Below are 19,173 nucleotides of genomic sequence, written 5' to 3'. Positions count from 1 at the left end.
TAAAATAGGAGCGGCTATGGGGCGTTTAACCACCCACGTACTGGATACCGCCAAAGGGCAGCCCGGGCAGGGGATTACTATTGAGGTGTTTCGCTTGATCCGCAGTGACCGTCAGCATCTAAGCACCGTCATCACTAACAGTGACGGGCGTTGTGATGCACCTCTTTTAGAGGGCGATGCGTTGACTGCAGCTGAGTATGAGCTGGTTTTTCATGCCGGTGACTACCTGAGGGCTCAGGGCGTAGAGGCTAATGAGCCCCGTTTTTTAGACGTGATTCCACTGCGCTTTGGTGTTGCTGATGTCAGCCAGCACTATCATGTGCCGCTGCTGCTATCGCCCTATGGTTATTCAACTTACCGCGGGAGCTAAAACTCCTTGGTTAACTGCGGTGCTATCACCAACATGAGCGATGAAGAGCACGATATCATGGCGGCTTGGAAGGAATGATCAGAGAGGCTAGCTATGAGTGATGCGCAGGCGCCGATAAAGCGGCGCGCTTCCGTTAATAACAATAGCAAAGAGGGCGATGAGCGCCACGAAGTGATTTACCGGGCTATCAGCGATGCGATTGTGGAGCAACGTTTAAAGCCCGGTGCCCGGCTGCGTGAAGATGCGCTGTCGGACGTGTTTGGCATTAGCCGTACCGGTATTCGTAAAATCCTGCAGCGACTGGCGTTGGAGCAACTAGTAACGCTAACCCCACGCCGTGGTGCCAGCGTTACTCGGCCCACCGCCGATGAAGCCAAAGACGTTTTCGATGCCCGCCAGTTAATCGAGTGCGGATTAATGCCCGATGTGGCAAGGCGCATGGGCGAAAAAGAAGCCTCCGAGCTGCGCGACATGGCCCGCCAGGAACGCCAAGCGCTGCGCAGCGGTCAGCAAAGCGTGGCGATTCGGCTTTCGGCAGATTTCCATGTTCGTCTAGCGCAGTTATCGGGCAATGCTACTCTGGCGGAGTTTGTTGAGCGCCTGTGCTCGCGCTCATCGCTGATTCTCGCCGTCTACGGCCATCGAGGCCACCTAGGCTGCGAATCCCATGACCACGATGACTTGATCGGCCATTTAGAATCAGGCAACGGCGAGCGTGCAAAAGCCTTTATGAGCCGTCATCTCAAAGCCATTGAAGCCTCGCTTTCCATGGTGGAAAAGCAAGACAGCGCCCCGGATTTGCAGCAGATATTTGGGGGTTAAGGTAAGGGCGCTGGCTTGTAGCGTTAACGTAAAGCCAGTTTGAATGCGAATTGCCTCATTTGTGGCACCTTGCTACAATTAGTCTAGTTTTTATGAGGGCATTAAAATGGCCACTAATAGCATACGACTGGATCAGCAACTAATTGAAAAAGCTACGATTATGGCCAAGGCGCTTGATCGAACAACGCCTAAACAAATCGAGCATTGGGCAAAAATCGGCGAAATGATGGAGGACAATCCTGATTTGCCTTATGAATTTGTGAAGCAAGCTATTATTGCAAAAGCAGAGCGTGAGGCCGGGAAGCTGGAGCCCTACGATTTTGGTTAAAGCGGCTAGTGTCCTACAGTCCCCGAGCTTTAAAAAAGCAGTAAAGAAGCTTCAAGCCAATCAGAAGAAAGATCTCGACGTAGCCGTCAAAAAGCTGATGGACGAGCCTGCTTTGGGGGAGCAGAAGAAGGGTGATCTATCATTATTACGGGTATATAAATTTAAAATGAACAAGCAACTAACGTTGCTTGGATACAGCTTTGATGATGGCGCTCTCGTTCTCGAGCTGTTGACCCTGGGGTCACACGAAAACTTTTATCGCGATATTAAGCGGCATTAGCATGCCACATGATTTTATTGTGGCTATTTTGGAGCGCGGCGTAAAACCAGTTCACCAACATGCGCTGGCTAATAATCAAATCTGAATTCAGGAAAGAAGGGTTCATAAAATCAACACCAGCACCACCGGCTGTGTGCCGATGGCGCTTTTTTAAGTATCTAAGCGTCAACTAAGGCTAATCGCCTTAACTTATCTACTGCTCAGCAAACGCAGGCGCTGCTTTAAACTGGCGCATCAAGCCGTAGTAGAAAAGTCCACCCAAGCCTGCACCGATTAGCCAGCCGTAGCCGCCAAGGCTTGATAGCGCGGGAACTAAAACGGTAGAAAGTGAGAACATCGCGGCGGCTCCAAAGGCGATAAGGGCGCGGGTATTCCAGCCGCTTACATAATAGTAGGCGCCGCCCGGCGCTGATGAGAACAGCTCCTGCATGTTCAAGTGTTGGCGCTTAATCAGATAGTAATCGACCACGATGATACCGTAGAACGGTGCGACGATAGCGCCCAGGGCATTTACGAATCCGGGTATGCCTATCTGACTGATTACTGAGATCCAAAGCGCGCCGACAAAGAAAGCAATAATGGCGGTGATCAGACCGCCCGTTTTAAAGCTTATTTTGCTGGGAAACAGGTTAGCTAGGTCGTAGGCGGGCGGAATAAAGTTGGCCACTAGGTTAATGCCCACCGTAGCGGCGAAGAAGGTGAGGGCAGCGACAATCGTTAGCGGCAGCGAATCAACCCGCTCAACGATATCTGCCGGGTTGGTCAGCGCCTCGCCAAATAGCACCAGCGTACCGGCAGTAATAATCAGCGCGATAAACGAGAAAAACGCCACGTTGAGCGGCAAGCCCAGAAGATTGCCTAGCTTCATCTGGCGCTCAGTTTTCACAAAGCGGGTGAAGTCACCGAAGTTGATCACCACCGCTGCAAAATACGCCACCATGGTACCTACAATCGCCATAAAGGCGGCGGTCGAACTACCGCTAATTTCACTACCACTGCTAAAAATAGTCCCAATCGCCGGGATCAGTTCGCTACCCGCCTGATACCAAACAACCGCCATTAGCACGAGCATTACCACATAGACCAGCGGGCCTGCCAAGTTTAGAAAGTGTTTGATGCGCTCAATGCCTTGCCAGAAAATCGCGATTTGGAACAGCCAAACAATCACAAACGACACCCACGCCACGGCGGAAAGGCCGAGGAAAGTGCTGCCGCTGCCCGCGCCAATAAAGGCGGTAATAAGCAGAGTGACGGCGGTTGATGCAAAGTAGGTCTGCACGCCGTACCAGAAAATGCCTACGATCGCGCGCAGTATCGCGGGCAAATTAGCGCCGCGAACGCCCATGCTGGCGCGTACCATCACTGGAAACGGAATGCCGTATTTAACGCTGGGCTTGCCGGTAAGGTTGACCAAAAACATCACGATCACGCCCGCGAGTATAATGGCGGCCATCACCGCCCAGCCGTTCAGCCCGTAACTCAAAAATAACGAAGCGGCCAGGGTATAGCCAAACAGGCTTTGGATGTCGTTCGACCACACGTTAAAGATCTCAAACGCGCCCCAGTTACGATCTTGGGGTTTAAGTGGCGCAAGATCCTCGTTATACAGCGTCGGGTCGATGTGCTTAATGTCTAAATCACTCACGTCATTGCTCTCTTTCATTGTATTGGCCCAAGGTTGGCGAAGGGGGTTACTGGCTAAAGCGCTGGCAAGGTGCCCAGTACTTCATCAGCAGGTAATAGCTAACGCCTGCAGGGATAAGGCTGGCGTACCATGAAATCGCCGAGAAAGAGAGTGCCGCCACAATGCCAATCGCCGTGGCAATCAGTGCCGCCGCGTTAACGCCTTTGTAAGGCCCTTCCGGGTCGTACAGCTTGCTGATATCCAAAGTACGGCGGCGAATGATGTAGTAATCGACCACTAAGATGGCAAAGATGGGGCCGAGAAATGCCGAATAGGTCTGCACAAACATCTGCAGGCCCGCAGCAGAGCCGGGCTGGACCAGTTTCCAGGGGAACGTGGCAAACGCCAGCAGCCCAACGATCACCGTGGCGACGGGAAACTTGATCTTAAACACATCCATCAATACGTAGGTGGGCGGCACTACGTTATTGAGTACGTTAGTCGTGACCTGCGCGAAGGCGATGAAGAGTAGGGTGGTCATCAACAGCGGCGTGTTGTCGACGGCGTTAGCAAATACCTGGATAGGGTCGGCAGTGCCGGTGGCTTGTGAAACCATATAGCCGATCAAGCCCATGAACAGCGTGCAGGGCAAAATGGACATGGCGTAGATGGTGGTCAGCAGACTCTGGGCCGTGCCTTTTTTATGCTCACGAGAGTAGTCGCTGACGTTGAGCATCATGGTGCTGTAGATGCCTAAAAACAGCATCGTTGCACCCCAGAAGGGCATGCCCCAGGAACCTTCCATGGTTAGCAGGCTGGCTGAAAGCTCATCGCCATAGCGCTGCACCGTGGCGTAGAACATGTACATCAGTGAGGCTAGGATAAAAACGCTGCCGATGTTTTCTAGCCATTTGATGCCCTGGAACCCCATAACCGATAGGCCGATTTGCAAAAACTGAAAGGTAATGAAGTAGAAGATAAGGTTGTCGAAGCCGAACAGCGTAGCCGACACCATATTCAGTGCCCCTGCGCCAATCCAGCTTTGAAAGCCGTACCACACTACCGCAGGCACCGCGCGCACTAACCCAGGTAACCGCGTGCCGGTAAAGCCAAACGCACTGCGTGCTTGAACCATGAACGGTATGCCGTACTTGTAGCCTGCGGCCCCGTTAATGGCCAGGGCAATGCCGATCACAAAGCAGCCAATGGCAATGGCTAGCGTAGCTTGTAGCAGGTTTAAGGTGCCGACCACGCTTGAACCCATGGCAAAGGTGCCAATGGAAACGCAGCCGCCGAACCACGCCAGAAAGTAGGAGCCGCGCCCCATTATTCGGGTGTCTTGAGGGGCCAGGCTTTCAGCCCCTATGCTTTTTGTTCCCACTGCGTCGTTTGCAGTAGATTGATTGTTTGACGCAAGAGCCGAAGTTGAAGCGCTCATGATGTCGTCCTCGCAAGATTATCGGTTTTATTGGTAGCTCGAGTATCTTCATACCCAAGCAACGCTTGCGGCGTGGCGTGCTAATGGACGTGTTGCTTATTTTATATAATATTAATTATTATTAGCAGTGTTGCGAGCGTTGTTAGTTAGTGTTGTCTATCAGTTAAGGCGCTGTTCGTCTTATCGGAAGATTATGAGTTAAGCGGCAGTGAAAGATCAGAAAGCGCCGCAAACTTACCCGTGAATGCTTTGGGTCGTGGGTAGGCAAGGTCGCCATGCTTACTGGTGTACAGCCCTAAGCTAACCAGTGATTCTGCCAGTTTCAGCGCTGCACTGACGCCTTCAATCACCGGCAGACCTACTTCGAGACTAATCTGTTGGGTCAAATTAGCCATACCGCCGCAGCCTAAAACGATGGCGCCGATATTATCTTCATCCCGCGCACGGCAGCACTCTTCGACGATGCGGGCAAATGCAGCCTCAGGATGATGCTCAAGGTCCAACACCGGAATTTCAGCGGCGCGAATGCGACGGCAGTGATGGCTGAAACCATACTGCTGAAGCAAGTGCTCGGCGATAATGCCGGTACGCCCCAGCGTGGTGACAATCGAAAAGCGAGTGCTGATCAGCGTGGCAAGATGAAAGGCCGCTTCGGCAATACCAATGACTGGGGCACGGGTAAGCTCGCGCGCAGCGAGTAAACCTGGGTCGCCAAAACAGGCCACTACGTAGGCATCAATACCGCCTTCGCGCTCGCCTTTGAGAACCTCTTCCGCCACGCCGACCGCGCTAATAACCTCGTCAAAGTGGCTTTCAATAGAAACCGGCCCCGCGTCCGGCTGCGAGGCGCTAACCTGAGTGCCGACGCCTGCCTGGTGCAGCGCTGCATGATAAATAGCAGCGGTCATGGAGGCCGTGGTGTTGGGATTGATAATTCGTATATGCATGATAAGTAATCCGCATGTAAACAATATTTCTTTTCTTGTATACAAAAATAGGGCGATTTTCAGCGTAGCGCAAGTAACTAAATTGAGCTGGCCATAAAAAAGGCAATCATCGGCAGCGGCTAGTGGCTAAGAATGCGGCTGTTAGAGTCATTATTTGCGTGAAAAAAACGCATGGCTCCCCGCTTACTCATTTGTGGGCGCGTTGCGGTTGATCGTTAATGCCGCTATTTTGTATACAAACAGTTTGTGGGTTATTTAAGCGTTCGCTATCTCGGCTATGCTTTACCCAGCGATAGGCCAAGAATTGGAATCAAGGAGCTATGCATGCCGTCATCGTCGTCTAACCTCTACGCTCGTGACTTAATCGGTTACGGGCGAAATCCGCCCCACGCTAACTGGCCTGGAAAGGCAAAGATTGCTGTCCAGTTTGTGCTCAACTACGAAGAGGGCGGCGAAAATTCCGTACTGCATGGTGATACAGGCTCAGAGCAGTTTTTATCTGAAATTATCGGTGCGCCGGCCTACCCTGATCGTCACCTGAGTATGGAGTCGATTTACGAATACGGTTCGCGGGCCGGGGTTTGGCGCATTTTGCGTGAATTTGAAAAGCGCGATTTACCGCTCACGGTATTTGGCGTGGCGATGGCGCTGGAGCGTAATCCTGACGTTGCTCAGGCGTTTAAAGATTTAGGCCACGAAATAGCCTGTCATGGCTATCGCTGGATTCATTATCAAGAAGTCTCGGAGCACGTTGAGCGGGCGCATCTTCAGCAGGCGATGGAGATTTTTCAGCGCCTTTATGGTGAAAAGCCCCAAGGCTGGTACACCGGTCGCGATAGCCCGAATACGCGTCGACTAGTGCTGGACGAGGGCGGCTTCCTTTACGATAGCGACTATTACGGCGATGATTTACCCTTTTGGACTCGCGTCACCGATAGCCAGGGCAGTGAGCATAATCATCTCATCGTGCCTTACACGCTCGATACTAACGACATGCGCTTTGCCGCTCCGCAAGGCTTTAATACTGCTGAGCATTTCTTTACTTATCTACGCGATGCCTTCGATGTGCTTTACGCAGAGGGTGAAGAGGCGCCAAAAATGCTTTCCATCGGAATGCATTGTCGTTTACTTGGGCGGCCGGGGCGTTTTCGGGCGTTGCAGCGCTTTTTAGATTATATCGAAAGCCATGATCGCGTTTGGGTTGCACGGCGAGTTGATATCGCCCGCCATTGGGCCGAGCATCATCCCGCGTCAACGTGACAGTAAACTAGTTTATTAGGATGTTATGACGCCGCATATCGGACAACGTATTACCGCTCAGTTTGACGAGCTAAGTGCCCAGGAGCAGCGTGTTGCGAGCTTTATTCTCGACCACTTTGACGATCTGGCGGTGTATAGCGCGGCTGATTTGGCGCGCTTAACCGGTGTGTCTAAATCGACAGTCAGCCGCCTATTCAAGCGGCTGGGATTTGAGAGCTATCGCACCGTTAAAGACCATGCTCGCCAGCTGCGTAACCTAGGCGTGCCGCTAGTGATCGACGAAAATGCCATGCAAGACGAAGCCGGCGCGCCGTTCCTGCGTCATTTGCAGCGGGAGCAAGATAACTTACAGCGGTGCTTAAACGGGATAGCGCCGGATCAGTTTGCCGCGCTGGTAGAGCGCTTGGATAGCGCGCGGCATGTGGTCGTGATCGGCTTTCGTAACAGCTACCCATTAGCGCTACATTTTCGCCAGCAGTTGATTCAGGCGCGCACCCAGGTGCGTGTGGTTCCCCATCCTAATCAGTCGCTGGCTGAAGAAATTGTTGATCTAAACGCGCAGGATGTTGTGGTGCTGTTTGGATTTCGCCGCCGCCCCGCAGCGTTTGCCGCGCTGGTGGATGCGCTTGAGCGCTCGCCGGCCAACATCGCGTTAATCGCTGACCCCACCGCGGTTAATTTTGCCTCTCAAGTCACTTGGTTCTTTGAGACGCCGCTGGAAAGCCTCTCGGCGTTTGATAGCTACGCTGTGGCTAATAGTCTGATTTGCTTGCTGGTTAACGGCGTTTTACACCAACGTTTGCCGGAAGGCAGGGGCCGGATTGGCGCGATTAGCGATATTTATACGGAGCTTAGTGAACTTGAAACACCGATCATGAGTATCGATTAGCCCATACGCTAGGGATCGTTGACGTTTCAGCGTGAGGCGAAGATGTCAGCTAGCATCCTAACCTCACGCTTATTCTTGTTATTCAGCGTTCAGAAAGTTTTCTACATCAAGCAGTATCATCTCATTATCATCAGCCTGTCCTTGCTCGCGGCCAATTGAGAACGGATAGTTATTGTCGTTGGCGACCACAATAGTTCTTTCATCGACTCTATCCACATTCTCAATGGTCACAAAGGGAAAATTAAACGTGCCGTCGATCGTGCCGCGCGGTGCGATGCCATTGGGGTCTTGAATGTCCATGAGGTCTATATAGGCGATTTTCTCAAGCACACCCTGAGCGTTCGTGCGATTGAGGTCGACAAGGTAGATACGTTTAAACTCGGCGGGTTCGTCTGCCCATTCTTCTCGAGGGTCTCCTTGGCGGCTATCACGCTCGATAATCAGGCCGCGAGTGCCGCCAATAAGATTGAAGTCGCCAATGGCATGATCCGCTGACGCGAGTGGGTAATAGCGAGTAGTGTCGCCCCATTTTCCCGTGTCAGTGCTGAGTTCAAACATTCTTAATACGGGGGTGCCGTCAATGGTTTCCGGGGCATTAGCATTACTGTCCCACACAGGCTTTTCCAACAATGGATAGAGAGTTGTGTGGTCTTCGGAGAGCGCCATACCCTCATAGCCGCCGGAGCGAAAAACGACGACATCCTCTGAAGTCGGTGCGCCCGGGTTTGGGGGTAGGGCAAAGGCATTATCGGGCGAGCGCATCATCGTGCCGCCTGGGTTTGTGGCTATTACCTGCAACACTTCACCCTCATTATTGACCTGGATAATCCATGGGCCGAATTCATCACCAATCCAGTAGGTATCGCCCACCGGCTGGATCGATTCAATGTCGAAATCAGCACCGGTCAAAAATCGTCCGGGGGTGGCTTCATTCATAATAGGGAAGGGTACCTTACGGTTTGGGTCCGAGAGTTGAACGGTCTCCTCAATACTGACGCGTCCGGTGTCCCAGTCGGGCTTTATGATGTTAAACATCAAGATGATGTCGGAAGAGTTCGCCTTAGCGCCAAAGCCATTATCGGTTAAGACTAAAAAACGGTCGTCGCCAAGCGAGCGGATACCTGAAAATCCTTGCAGCGGCTGGCTGGGGAAAGGGAGCGCTAAACCTGTGTCTTGCACGTTAGAATATAGCTGCTCAATGCGTCGCTCTTTGCCAGTAAAGCGGCCTGAGGTGTTGTAGTGTTCAGCGGCACCGGATGGGGCCGCCACAAAGGTGCTTCCGGGCAGCTGAGCATGACTGGATAGGACGGCGGGAAATGCCTGCTGAGAATAAGCTGAATCCGTAAATACAAAGACCAATAAGGCCGTGGCGAGTATTGGTTTCATCATCACTATTTAACCTTTGCAAAGGAGATAAGATGTAGCAGAGCAGGCTCAGCTACATCTATCTTCTTCAACAACGGTGATAGTTGAATGACAGAAAGCAGATATTTTAAGTTCTGTCCGCTTTTACTATTGTGGCCAATGTTTTTGTTCAGTATTTAACCGTTCCACTGAGTAGCCTGAGCGAACACAAGAAACGCCAGCGCAATCAGCACCCATATGCAAAAGAGCGGGAAGAAGAACTTGACCCATTTTTGCCACGTCACCCCAGCCAGTGCCAGCGTGGCCATAAAGTAGCCTGACGTTGGGTAAAGAATATTGCCAATGCCGTCGCCGAGCTGGAAGGCCAGTACCGCGGTTTGTCGTGTGACGCCAATAATGTCGGAAAGCGGTGCCATCAGCGGCATAGTGACCAGTGCCTGGCCGCTACCGGAAGGCACAATGAAATTGAAGCCTAGCTGGGCAAAGAACATGCCAATGGCCGACAGCAATGTTGGCAGGCCGCCAACCAGATTGCCCAGCCCAAACACCAGCGTATCCATGATCTGTCCATCTTCCAGCATCACGGCGACGCCCCGAGCAACCCCGGCGATCATCGCGCCTACGAGCACGTCGCGAAAGCCTTGGTTGAAGCCTGCGCATATCTCGTCGGTGTTAAGGCCCGCGATCAGCCCCACCACAATCCCCATAATGATGAAAAGCCCGGCCATCTCCATCATGAACCAGCCTTGCTGTAACACGCCGTAAATTAGCATGCCAAAGAAGGCAAAGGCCGCGACTGACGCAAGCTTTTGACGGCCGCTAGCCAACAGTGCGCGGCCATTATCGGCATGCTGATAGAGCGAACGCTTTTCAGACTCGCCAGGGTCACTGCTGAGCAGACTAAAGGACGGTTCGCTATGTACTTTGCGGGCGTAGCGCATGACAAAGAAAATGGCCGCCGCCAGCATGACAATAAACGCGAAGATACGTAGCCCGTAGCCAGAATAAAGCGGGAGCGCCGATAGCTGCTGGCCTAAGCCGGTATTGATGGGGTTGAGTACGCCGGTAGTGAAGCCGACAGTAGTGGCACATAAAGCCACCGCCGCCGCCGTCACCGAGTCAAAGCGTAAAGCAATCATCAGCGGCAGGATCACCGGGACGTAAACCAGCGCCAACTCCTGGGTGCCAATAACGGTCGCGATGAGGGCAAATACGGTCATTAGCACCGGAATGGTCAGCAGGCTTTGTCGGGCAAAGCGCCTAGTTAGCTTATCGACACCAATTTCGATAATGCCGGTATGCCGCAACACCATGAACATGCCGCCAATCATAAAGGTAAAAAAGACCACTTCGCCGGCGCTCATCAATCCGTTGGGGATCGCCAGCATGAAATCGACAATGCCCACCGGGGAGGAAGCGATTTGCTCATAAGAGGTCGGGTCGATGGTGATGCGACCAGCCGGGCCTGGAACGCGCTCGAACTGCCCTGCAGGGACAAAGTGCGTGGCGATCGCCGCTAGCGCAATAAATATGAACAGAACGGCGTATATGTCGGGGATTCTACACCAGCTTTTCTTAGGCGCAGGGCGCTCAGGGGAGGGCGAAGGGGGGATTTGTTGGGACATGCGTTGCCTCGCGTTATTAAAGCCGCCCTTGAGGGCAGCTGTTGTTATAAATGCTTAGTTATAGATGCTTGGTTATAAATGCCTAGCGTGAGCCGAGCAATGACAGCATCTAGCGGCTAACGACCCACGGGTTCCAAACGATGAAACACAGCCGTTTGAAACACTGCCGTTTGAAACGCTGCCATTTGAAACGCTGCCATTTGAAACGCTGCCATTTGAAGCATGGTTCGTATGGTTTTAGAATTATGAAACGAAAGTTTCTAAAGAAGTTGCTATTGGGAGGAGTGTTTCACAAGGGCTTTGCTAAAGAGCACTGCAAAAGATCGCTTTAATGTGTGTGACGGATCTTGTATACAAGATGTCTTCTTAATTTTAATAGAATCAGATAGGGCCAATCATGCCAGCTACTTACTACGCCCCCACGGGCGGTCATCCGCCGCAAACGCAGTTAACCGCTGACCGCGCTGTTTTCACCGAAGCCTATGCGCTGATTCCTAAAGGCGTGATGCGCGACATCGTCACAAGCAATCTACCGTTCTGGGAAGGCACGCGCTTGTGGGTGCTCGCGCGGCCGCTGTCAGGCTTTGCGGAAACATTCTCACAGTACATTATGGAGTTGCAGCCCAAAGGCGGTAGTGATAAGCCTGAGCTTGACCCTCAGGCTGAAGGCGTGCTGTTTGTGGTGGAAGGTGAGTTAACGCTTACATTAGCCGGCGAGCGCCATACCATGGTGCCCGGTGGCTACGCGTTTATGCCGCCTGGCAGTGATTGGCAGGTACGTAACGAATCATCAGCAGTGGTGCGCTTTCACTGGATTCGTAAGTCCTTTGAGTTTGTCGAAGGGCTCGACGTGCCTAAAGCGTTTGTTACCAATGAGCAAGACCTTGCCCCTGTTGAAATGCCGGGCACCAACGGAAGCTGGGCGACGACGCGCTTCGTTGATCCTAATGACGTGCGTCACGATATGCATGTGACCATTGTGACGTTCCAGCCGGGCGGCGTTATTCCCTTCGATGAAACCCACGTGATGGAACATGGCCTTTACGTGCTGGAAGGTAAGGCGGTGTATCACCTCAATCAGCAGTGGGTTGAGGTAGAGGCCGGCGACTTTATGTGGCTGCGCGCGTTCTGTCCTCAAGCCTGTTACGCCGGTGGGCCAGGGCCGTTTCGCTACCTGCTATACAAAGACGTTAACCGTCATCCCGCTCTTCGTCTGAAATAACGTGTAAGGACCAATTCAATGCTTAAACTCACTGCTACACCGCTAACGGCAGAGGCGTTTGCTCCCTTTGGCGATGTGATTGATGCGCGCAACGCCGCGTCGTTCCCTATAAACGCTGGGCGCACCCAGCGCTATCATGATCTCGCCAAGGTTGAAACCTTGGGTGAAAATGCCCGCACGCTGATCAATATTTTTGTCAGCCAGCCGATCACACTGCCGCTTGAATTAACGTTTTTAGAGCGCCACTCCTTCGGCAGTCAGGCATTTATGCCCCTGCATGAAGAGCGCTTTATCGTAGTAGTGGCCGCTCCCGGCGAGCATATTAATCCGGATGAAGTGCGCGCCTTTGTGGCCGATGGCCACCAAGGCGTGAACTACCGCGCAGGCACCTGGCATGCTGTTCAATCGGTGCTAGAACGCGAAGGCCAATTTTTGGTGGTAGACCGAGGCGGTGACGGCAATAACTGCGAAGAGTTTCCCCTGGCGATAACCGTAACCTTGGAATAATCCGTGCCTGTGAGCAGTACCGCTGACATATAGAGCGCGTTAAACTGATAAGCTAGTGTTATTCAATAGAGTCTCGTTATCCAATAGCGTCACTACAGGCTAATTCGCATGGTGGGAATATTATGAGCGCACTGCACTTTTCTTCGATCCGTCGTACCAAAATTGTCGCCACACTTGGCCCAGCCAGTGATCGTGAAGGCGTATTGGAGGCCATGCTTGCTGCCGGCGTGGACGTGGTGCGTTTGAATTTCTCTCATGGTACCGCCGACGATCACCGCCGACGCTTAACTCAGGTGCGTGAAATCGCCGCGAAGCTAGGCCGCAGCGTTGCTGCGTTGGGCGACCTGCAAGGCCCCAAAATTCGTATTGCCCGTTTTCGGGATGGCGCGGTGGTGCTCAAAGAAGGCCAGCCGTTTATTCTCGATATGGCGCTAGACGGCGACGCTGGTGATATCCACCAAGTGGGCTGCGACTACACAACGCTGTCGCAAGACGTCGCCGAGGGCGATCGCCTGCTGCTAGACGACGGTCGCGTCGTTCTAGACGTTGCTCGCGTAAGCGGCCAGCAGGTGCATACCGTTGTGGTGGTAGGCGGCAAGCTTTCCAACCATAAAGGCATCAATAAACAGGGTGGCGGGCTCTCAGCGCCGGCGTTGACTGAAAAAGATAAAGAAGACCTGAAGACCGCCGTCGAGATTGGCGTCGATTACTTGGCTATTTCTTTCCCCCGCCATGCTGAAGATATGCGCGAAGCACGCCGCTTATTGGGCGAGGCGGGCAAAGATATTGGCTTAGTAGCTAAGGTTGAACGCGCTGAGGCCGTGGCGGATGACGCCACCCTCGACGGTATTATTGAAGCCTCCGAAGCGGTGATGGTGGCGCGGGGTGATCTCGGCGTAGAAATTGGCGATGCCAAGCTGGTCGGCGTGCAAAAACGCATGATTAAGCGGGCTCGCTCGCTCAATCGCGCAGTGATCACCGCGACACAGATGATGGAAAGCATGATTTCGGCGCCGCTGCCCACACGGGCAGAAGTGTTCGATGTGGCTAACGCCGTGCTGGACGGTAGCGATGCGGTAATGCTTTCCGCGGAAACCGCCGCAGGCGACTATCCGCTTGAAACTGTAGAAGCCATGGCGCGGGTTTGTTTAGGCGCTGAGCGTGAAAAATCCGCCCAAGAATCCGGCCACCGCATTCATGAAGGGTTTACTCGCCCTGATGAAACTATCGCGCTTTCAGCGATGTATGCCGCGAACCATATGACCGGCGTTAGCGCAATTGCCTGCATGACGTCTTCTGGCTATACGCCACTGATTGCCTCGCGTATTCGTTCCGGGTTGCCGATTGTGGGCTTAGCGCATAACCCTATCGCACAGCGCCGTATGGCACTGTATCGCGGGGTCGTGTCGCTCCCTTTTGATACGTCTGAAATGTCACCCACCGAGCTAAACGACCGAGCGCTTGAACTGCTGGTGAAAACCGGTATCTCAAAAACCGGTGATCATGTGATTCTTACTCGCGGCGATCACATGAACGCTCATGGCGGCACGAATACGATGAAGGTGATGGAGATTACCGACCAGCACGCTGAGCATAACGGCTAATAGACAGCATGGCTGGAGGCTGGCCTGCTGCTGATAGGTTCCCCATAAACTGGGGAGTTACGCGCATCATAAAAGGAAGTACGCATGGACTCTACGCGTCGCACGCTGCTTAAGGCGTCGTTATTGTTACCGCTGGCGGCACTGCTGCCGATGTCGTTACTTAGTGCAGTGGCGTGGGGGCAGGCGAAGCCAGCCGGCCTGCAAACGCTGGCGCTGGCCATTCACAGCGAGGGTGGCCCGCATCGTGTCGACGCTGAGGTGGCGGAAACGATTGCTCAGCGTCAGCGTGGTTTGATGGAGCGTGAGAGCATGCCCGAAAGCAATGGCATGTTGTTTCGGTTTCAGAGCGAACAGTCGGCTAACAATGCCTTCTGGATGTATCGCACGCTCATTCCCCTCGATATTGCCTTTATCGATGCCAATGGCCAGATTGTCGCCATCAATACCATGCCGCCCTGCGAGTCCTCTGAGCCAAGCCGTTGCCCTTCCTATCCGGCCGGTGCTGCTTATTACTCGGCGCTAGAGGTTAACGGCGGATACTTTGCCGAGCGGGGTATTAAAGTGGGTGACTGTGTGTCGATCCCTGACGATGCCGGTTTCTGCCAGCCCGCACCCTAAGCGAGACGGGGTGCGCGGCGAAATTTAATCACAATCAGCGCGATACCTGAGACCACCAATCCTCCCCCTATCAGCTTGTGCATGCCTAGGCTGTCGCCCATCAGCAGCGCGCCTAGGCCCACCGCAAACACCGGCGTTAGCAGCGTCATGGGAATGACGCGATTGATAGGATGGCGACGCAACAGTGCGTACCAAATCCCGTAAGCGACAATCGATGACATGACGGCGGTGTATATAATTGCGCCCCAGCCCACCCAGCTTGCCTGCTTAACTGCCTGCCATTGACCACTTTCAAATAGCCACGACCCCAGCGCTACCTGAGGCACTGCAAACAGCGCCACCCATCCAGCAAGTGCCAACGGGGCAATCGGTGGGCCGCGCTTAATTAACAGCTGCGAGACTGCCCAGCCTAGTGCGCTCAGCAGCAAGATAGTTAATGGCAAAGGCGACGGCAGCGTTGGCCCACCCGCAATCACGGCGATGCCTGCAAAGGAGAGCAGCAGTCCGACGATACGCTTAGGCCCCAGCCGCTCTTTAAGAAACACCACTGCCAATAACGTGGCAAACGGCGTACCCATCTGCACGAGCAGCGCGCCGGTGCCCGCTTCCGCGTGCTCTAAACCAATGAATAGCAGCGCAAAGTGCAGGCTTCCGAACGTCACTGATAGCAGCAGTAAAAACGGCAGCTGCGCACGCGCGACGGGATAAAAGGGGACTAGAAGCGCTGCGACCAGCATAAAGCGAATGGTGGTTATCAATAGCGGCGGCAGCTCTGCCACGCCCACTTTAATAACAATGATGTTTAACGCCCAAATAGCGATAACGAAGAGGCCGAGCAGCAGGTCGCGTAGGGGCACGTTGATGTCCATGGCAGGAAGGAAACAGATAGCCATTGTAACAGCTTGAGAGAGTGCCAAAATAATACAGCGACGGAGACTATCTTTGCCATGCCGACCATAGGCGCCTTTCTTTCGCGCGCTAAGCGAATACAATAAGTGTGGCTTAAACGAAAAGCCTCGCCATGGCTACGCTCAGGCATTCTAAATATACACCCCAAAAAAATAGATAAAAAAGGAATCACCATGACGCTGACACGCTCAATGGCTCGTTTGACTGCCGGCTTGGCCGGTGCGGCACTGCTTTCTGCCTCCCTTTCTGCTCAAGCCCGCGAACTTTCGGTTTCTACCGTATTGTCTGACGCGTTTCCCTGGGGGCAGGCGGCCGAGAAGTGGGCCGAATTAGTAGAAGAGCGCAGCGACGGTGAGCTGACGCTACGTGTGTATCCCAACTCCCAGCTGGTTTCGGGCGATCAGACACGCGAATTTTCTGCCATGCGCTCGGGGTTAATCGACGCTGCGGTGGGCTCGACGATTAACTGGTCGCCACAGGTGCCAGAACTTAACCTCTTTTCTTTGCCGTTTTTTATTCCTGATGAAGCCGCGGTAGATGCGGTGACCGGGGGTGAAGCGGGTGACATGGTCTTTGCAGCGATCGAATCGCGCGGCGTTATTCCATTGGCATGGGGCGAGAACGGCTTCCGCCAGGTGTCCAACTCACGCGGGGCGATCACTCAGCCCGATGATCTGGACGGCTTGAAGATTCGCGTGGTGGGTTCGCCTTTGTTCCAGGATACGTTCTCTGCACTCGGCGCGGACCCTACGCAAATGAGCTGGACCGACGCGCAGCCTGCGCTAACCACGGGAGCTGTCGACGGTCAGGAAAATCCGCTTTCCGTGTTTGACGTGGCGCGTATCGACCAAGTAGGCCAGGCGCATTTGACGCTTTGGAACTATATGAATGATCCGCTGATTTTTGCGGTGAATCAGCAGGTATGGGCGTCGCTGAGCGAAGAGCAACAAACTATGCTGCGTGAAACAGCCTTGGAAGCCGGTGAGTGGGAAATCGCCATGACCCGTGAAGAAGAGAGCGAGCGCTTGGCCGCCATCGAGGAGCGCGGTGTGACGGTAACGGAGCTTACCGATGAGCAGTATCAGGCCTTTGTTGAGGCCACGCAGTCAGTCTATGAAAAATGGGCGCCGCGTATTGGTGAAGACGTCGTCAACGCCGCTCAAGCAGCCATTGATGCCCGCTAAGTAATTCCTATGACCGTTGACTACCGGCCCTCAATGGCCGGTAGCTTTGTTGCTGTGAGGCTGCCATGAAAGGCTTTCCTGATGCCCGCCTTGAACGCTGGTTGGGCGCGCTGGCATTAAGTATTATCTCTTTGATTAGTCTTGGAAATGTCATTACTCGCTACTTAACCGGCGGCTCTTTTTCGTTTACCGAAGAGTTTTCCGTTTTCTTGCTAGTGGTGCTGACCTTTGCCGGCGCCTCGGTTGCGCTGCGCCGTAACCGGCACATTCGCATCAGCTTTTTAGAGCGCGTATTACCGCCGAAGTACCGCCGTGCACTGATCGTATTTCAAGCGCTGTGTGTTGCCCTTGTGCTGGGTTTGATTACTTGGTATGGCGGTAAATTAGCCTGGCAAGAGCATCAGTGGGAGTCGCTTTCGCCTGGGCTTGGCTTGCCCCAGTGGTGGTATTTGGTGTGGCTACCTGTACTGACAGCTGCCATGTTCTGGCGGCTGATACAGCAGACGCATGATCGTTTGACGGGGAGACTTTCTGATGAGCCCTGATGTATGGATGATTCTGGCCTTTGCCGGGTTATTGATTGCGGGCGTGCCGGTAGCATTTTCATTAGCGCTTTCCGGCGCGGTGGGCATCGTGGTTGGGCTGTCGCCAGATATGCTGGCCACGTTAGGCACTAATACCTACAACAGCATCGCTAAATACCCGCTGATTGCGATTCCGCTGTTCATTTTAACTGGGCTTATTTTTGAACGCTCAGGGGTGGCACTGCGGCTTGTGCGCTTTGCTCAGGCGCTGATTGGTCCTCGCCATGGCGGTTTAGCGTTAGTCGCGGTGCTGGTGTGCATGATTATGGGCGGCATGAGCGGTTCAGGCCCCGCCGATGCGGCGGCTGTCGCGATGGTGATGCTACCCAGTATGACCAAAGCCGGCTATCCCAAACCTTTCTCAGCCACGCTGATCGCGGCGTCTGCTTCTACCGCGATTCTTATTCCACCCTCAGTGGCGCTGATTCTTTACTCGATTGTAGTACCCGGCGTTGATCTGCGTGCTCTTTTTGCGGCGGGTTTGTTTCCGGGGATTTTGGCGGGCATCGCGCTGTTAGTCCCTGCGATGATTGTTTCCAAACGCTATGGTTGGGAAGGCGGAACACCGGTGGAAGGCGCCGAGCAACTCAGCGTGCGCACCACGTTTAAGCAGGCGATACCGGCGCTGTTTGCGCCGGTGCTGATTCTAGGTGGTTTGCGCTCGGGCCTATTTACACCGACAGAAGCCGCCGTTGTCGCGGTTGCGTATGGGGCACTAGTTGGGCTTTTTTTCACCCGCGAGCTATCGCTTCGCGATTTGTGGGAGCTGCTCGGCGAGGCGGCGATTATTTCCGGTGTGGTGATGTTAATTATCGCCCTGGCGGGTATTTTTGCCTGGGCGGGAACAATGCTGGGCACTTTCCGCCATTTAGCGGAATGGGTGATTGGCCTGACCGACAACGGCGTATTGCTGCTTGTTTTGGTGATGCTGGCGGTGCTGGTGGCGGGCATGTTATTGGATGCCATCTCGATTTATTTAATCATGATGCCCATTCTGATTCCTGTGATGCAGCACTTTGAGTGGAATCCGGTGTGGTTTGGTATTCTCTTAGCGATGAATATTGCGATCGGGCAGTTTACCCCGCCGGTGGCGGTCAATTTAATGGTGACCACCGAAGTGGCAAAAATTCGATTGGAACAAACCATTGGCTGGGCGCTGCTGTTTGTGGTCGCAATGGGCTGTGCGCTGGCGCTGGTGGCACTGTTCCCAGCGATCGCGCTGTGGCTACCCAGCGTGCTGGGCTATAACGTTTGATAAGCGCTTCGCTAGCTGCACATAAGAGCCGTGGGCGTCGAGCAAGCTGCGAACATCATTATCCCCTATGCGAAAACGGTATGGGGTTTAACGCTTACTAAACGTTATCGGTCATTAAACTACTATCTTCCGCGGTGAGATGCGCTTTAAATGGACGATGAGGCGACTCATCGCCAAGCGCGCTTTTTCGCTAAGCGGTTTATTTTTATCAAAGCGCTTTGTTTTTCGCCAAACGTTTTGTTTTTCGCTAAAGTAGTAATAGCAGGTAGCCAGGCTGGTGCCTGTAACAGATTGTCTTGAAATCGTTTTGGGGCACGACCACCTTTAGGGAGCGGTTCACAG

The 19,173-nt window shown here is 53.6% G+C and carries 19 protein-coding genes; 13 read left to right on the top strand and 6 right to left on the bottom strand.

From position 1 onward, the window contains the following. Nucleotides 1–16: 16 nt before the first annotated feature. The 4 genes from uraH to KUO20_RS12565 all read left to right on the top strand — a co-directional run bounded on the left by uraH (nucleotide 17) and on the right by KUO20_RS12565 (nucleotide 1,800). Nucleotides 17–370 carry a hydroxyisourate hydrolase gene (gene uraH / locus KUO20_RS12580; protein ID WP_235040198.1) on the top strand — a complete coding sequence of 118 codons (354 nt, stop codon included), beginning with the start codon at nucleotides 17–19 and terminating at the stop codon, nucleotides 368–370. Between the two features lie 93 nt (nucleotides 371–463). Next, nucleotides 464–1,192 (top strand): GntR family transcriptional regulator, encoded by a 729-nt coding sequence (locus tag KUO20_RS12575; protein WP_235040197.1) that lies wholly within the window; start codon nucleotides 464–466, stop codon nucleotides 1,190–1,192. Nucleotides 1,193–1,298: 106 nt separating this feature from the next. Next, on the top strand, nucleotides 1,299–1,520 hold the full coding sequence (locus tag KUO20_RS12570) for a ParD-like family protein (RefSeq protein ID WP_235040196.1): 222 nt from the start codon (nucleotides 1,299–1,301) through the stop codon (nucleotides 1,518–1,520). After that, nucleotides 1,513–1,800, top strand: a complete 288-nt coding sequence (locus KUO20_RS12565) for a type II toxin-antitoxin system RelE/ParE family toxin (protein ID WP_235040195.1) — start codon at nucleotides 1,513–1,515, stop codon at nucleotides 1,798–1,800. The genes KUO20_RS12570 and KUO20_RS12565 overlap by 8 nt, the downstream gene beginning before the upstream one ends. A gap of 193 nt (nucleotides 1,801–1,993) precedes the next feature. On the opposite strand, the gene KUO20_RS12560 is transcribed toward KUO20_RS12565, so the two are convergent. From KUO20_RS12560 to KUO20_RS12550, 3 genes are all read right to left on the bottom strand, one after another. Next, nucleotides 1,994–3,463 carry an NCS1 family nucleobase:cation symporter-1 gene (locus KUO20_RS12560; RefSeq protein WP_235040194.1) on the bottom strand — a complete coding sequence of 490 codons (1,470 nt, stop codon included), beginning with the start codon at nucleotides 3,461–3,463 and terminating at the stop codon, nucleotides 1,994–1,996. 28 nt (nucleotides 3,464–3,491) lie between these two features. Next, nucleotides 3,492–4,862, bottom strand: coding sequence for an NCS1 family transporter (locus KUO20_RS12555; protein WP_235040193.1), 1,371 nt, complete (start codon nucleotides 4,860–4,862; stop codon nucleotides 3,492–3,494). Between the two features lie 191 nt (nucleotides 4,863–5,053). After that, the gene (locus KUO20_RS12550; RefSeq protein WP_235040192.1) at nucleotides 5,054–5,809 is read right to left on the bottom strand and encodes an aspartate/glutamate racemase family protein; all 756 of its coding nucleotides are present in this window, start codon (nucleotides 5,807–5,809) and stop codon (nucleotides 5,054–5,056) included. A gap of 324 nt (nucleotides 5,810–6,133) precedes the next feature. Between KUO20_RS12550 and puuE the strand changes: the two genes are divergently transcribed. Then, nucleotides 6,134–7,069, top strand: coding sequence for an allantoinase PuuE (gene puuE, locus KUO20_RS12545; protein ID WP_235040191.1), 936 nt, complete (start codon nucleotides 6,134–6,136; stop codon nucleotides 7,067–7,069). Between the two features lie 25 nt (nucleotides 7,070–7,094). Beyond that, on the top strand, nucleotides 7,095–7,958 hold the full coding sequence (locus KUO20_RS12540) for a MurR/RpiR family transcriptional regulator (RefSeq protein WP_235040190.1): 864 nt from the start codon (nucleotides 7,095–7,097) through the stop codon (nucleotides 7,956–7,958). A gap of 78 nt (nucleotides 7,959–8,036) precedes the next feature. Here KUO20_RS12540 and KUO20_RS12535 read toward each other — a convergent pair whose 3' ends face one another. Then, nucleotides 8,037–9,347, bottom strand: a complete 1,311-nt coding sequence (locus KUO20_RS12535; RefSeq protein ID WP_235040189.1) for an esterase-like activity of phytase family protein — start codon at nucleotides 9,345–9,347, stop codon at nucleotides 8,037–8,039. Nucleotides 9,348–9,499: 152 nt separating this feature from the next. After that, nucleotides 9,500–10,948, bottom strand: coding sequence for a YfcC family protein (locus tag KUO20_RS12530; RefSeq protein ID WP_235040188.1), 1,449 nt, complete (start codon nucleotides 10,946–10,948; stop codon nucleotides 9,500–9,502). A 397-nt stretch (nucleotides 10,949–11,345) separates the two neighbouring features. On the opposite strand from KUO20_RS12530, the gene KUO20_RS12525 reads away from it, so the two are divergent. The 4 genes from KUO20_RS12525 to KUO20_RS12510 all read left to right on the top strand — a co-directional run bounded on the left by KUO20_RS12525 (nucleotide 11,346) and on the right by KUO20_RS12510 (nucleotide 14,899). After that, nucleotides 11,346–12,170 carry a bifunctional allantoicase/(S)-ureidoglycine aminohydrolase gene (locus KUO20_RS12525; protein WP_235040187.1) on the top strand — a complete coding sequence of 275 codons (825 nt, stop codon included), beginning with the start codon at nucleotides 11,346–11,348 and terminating at the stop codon, nucleotides 12,168–12,170. An 18-nt stretch (nucleotides 12,171–12,188) separates the two neighbouring features. Next, the gene (locus KUO20_RS12520) at nucleotides 12,189–12,677 is read left to right on the top strand and encodes an ureidoglycolate lyase (protein ID WP_235040186.1); all 489 of its coding nucleotides are present in this window, start codon (nucleotides 12,189–12,191) and stop codon (nucleotides 12,675–12,677) included. Nucleotides 12,678–12,799: 122 nt separating this feature from the next. Beyond that, nucleotides 12,800–14,281, top strand: coding sequence for a pyruvate kinase (gene pyk / locus KUO20_RS12515; RefSeq protein ID WP_235040185.1), 1,482 nt, complete (start codon nucleotides 12,800–12,802; stop codon nucleotides 14,279–14,281). Nucleotides 14,282–14,365: 84 nt separating this feature from the next. Further along, entirely contained in the window at nucleotides 14,366–14,899 is a 534-nt protein-coding gene (locus tag KUO20_RS12510; RefSeq protein ID WP_235040184.1) for a DUF192 domain-containing protein, read from the top strand. Here the strand turns inward: KUO20_RS12510 and KUO20_RS12505 are convergent. Next, a complete protein-coding gene (locus tag KUO20_RS12505) occupies nucleotides 14,896–15,756 on the bottom strand; it encodes a DMT family transporter (RefSeq protein WP_235042477.1) in 861 nt (286 codons plus the stop codon). The two genes, KUO20_RS12510 and KUO20_RS12505, sit on opposite strands and share 4 nt — an antisense overlap. 225 nt (nucleotides 15,757–15,981) lie before the next feature. On the opposite strand from KUO20_RS12505, the gene KUO20_RS12500 reads away from it, so the two are divergent. The 3 genes from KUO20_RS12500 (at nucleotide 15,982) to KUO20_RS12490 (ending at nucleotide 18,831) form a co-directional block, all read left to right on the top strand. Beyond that, nucleotides 15,982–16,992: a DctP family TRAP transporter solute-binding subunit gene (locus tag KUO20_RS12500; RefSeq protein ID WP_235040183.1), complete on the top strand. Its 1,011-nt coding sequence runs from the start codon at nucleotides 15,982–15,984 to the stop codon at nucleotides 16,990–16,992. Nucleotides 16,993–17,057: 65 nt separating this feature from the next. Then, nucleotides 17,058–17,537 (top strand): TRAP transporter small permease, encoded by a 480-nt coding sequence (locus KUO20_RS12495; protein ID WP_235040182.1) that lies wholly within the window; start codon nucleotides 17,058–17,060, stop codon nucleotides 17,535–17,537. Next, nucleotides 17,527–18,831 (top strand): TRAP transporter large permease, encoded by a 1,305-nt coding sequence (locus KUO20_RS12490; RefSeq protein ID WP_235040181.1) that lies wholly within the window; start codon nucleotides 17,527–17,529, stop codon nucleotides 18,829–18,831. Before KUO20_RS12495 ends, KUO20_RS12490 begins: the two co-directional genes overlap by 11 nt. The last annotated feature ends 342 nt before the right edge of the window (nucleotides 18,832–19,173 follow it).

This window comes from Vreelandella profundi (assembly GCF_019722725.1).
Lineage (GTDB): Bacteria > Pseudomonadota > Gammaproteobacteria > Pseudomonadales > Halomonadaceae > Vreelandella > Vreelandella profundi.
The sequence above is the reverse complement of the archived record's forward strand: the minus strand, read 5'-3'. Positions and strand labels throughout refer to the sequence as shown.

Excerpts from the sequence above, each read along its gene's own strand:
- uraH (WP_235040198.1), top strand. The coding sequence starts at position 17 with ATGGGGCGTTTAACCACCCACGTACTGGATACCGCCAAAGGGCAGCCC.
- KUO20_RS12575 (WP_235040197.1), top strand. The coding sequence starts at position 464 with ATGAGTGATGCGCAGGCGCCGATAAAGCGGCGCGCTTCCGTTAATAAC.
- KUO20_RS12570 (WP_235040196.1), top strand. The coding sequence starts at position 1,299 with ATGGCCACTAATAGCATACGACTGGATCAGCAACTAATTGAAAAAGCT.
- KUO20_RS12560 (WP_235040194.1), bottom strand. The coding sequence starts at position 3,463 with ATGAAAGAGAGCAATGACGTGAGTGATTTAGACATTAAGCACATCGAC.
- KUO20_RS12555 (WP_235040193.1), bottom strand. The coding sequence starts at position 4,862 with ATGAGCGCTTCAACTTCGGCTCTTGCGTCAAACAATCAATCTACTGCA.
- KUO20_RS12550 (WP_235040192.1), bottom strand. The coding sequence starts at position 5,809 with ATGCATATACGAATTATCAATCCCAACACCACGGCCTCCATGACCGCT.
- puuE (WP_235040191.1), top strand. The coding sequence starts at position 6,134 with ATGCCGTCATCGTCGTCTAACCTCTACGCTCGTGACTTAATCGGTTAC.
- KUO20_RS12540 (WP_235040190.1), top strand. The coding sequence starts at position 7,095 with ATGACGCCGCATATCGGACAACGTATTACCGCTCAGTTTGACGAGCTA.
- KUO20_RS12535 (WP_235040189.1), bottom strand. The coding sequence starts at position 9,347 with ATGATGAAACCAATACTCGCCACGGCCTTATTGGTCTTTGTATTTACG.
- KUO20_RS12530 (WP_235040188.1), bottom strand. The coding sequence starts at position 10,948 with ATGTCCCAACAAATCCCCCCTTCGCCCTCCCCTGAGCGCCCTGCGCCT.
- KUO20_RS12525 (WP_235040187.1), top strand. The coding sequence starts at position 11,346 with ATGCCAGCTACTTACTACGCCCCCACGGGCGGTCATCCGCCGCAAACG.
- KUO20_RS12520 (WP_235040186.1), top strand. The coding sequence starts at position 12,189 with ATGCTTAAACTCACTGCTACACCGCTAACGGCAGAGGCGTTTGCTCCC.
- pyk (WP_235040185.1), top strand. The coding sequence starts at position 12,800 with ATGAGCGCACTGCACTTTTCTTCGATCCGTCGTACCAAAATTGTCGCC.
- KUO20_RS12510 (WP_235040184.1), top strand. The coding sequence starts at position 14,366 with ATGGACTCTACGCGTCGCACGCTGCTTAAGGCGTCGTTATTGTTACCG.
- KUO20_RS12500 (WP_235040183.1), top strand. The coding sequence starts at position 15,982 with ATGACGCTGACACGCTCAATGGCTCGTTTGACTGCCGGCTTGGCCGGT.
- KUO20_RS12495 (WP_235040182.1), top strand. The coding sequence starts at position 17,058 with ATGAAAGGCTTTCCTGATGCCCGCCTTGAACGCTGGTTGGGCGCGCTG.
- KUO20_RS12490 (WP_235040181.1), top strand. The coding sequence starts at position 17,527 with ATGAGCCCTGATGTATGGATGATTCTGGCCTTTGCCGGGTTATTGATT.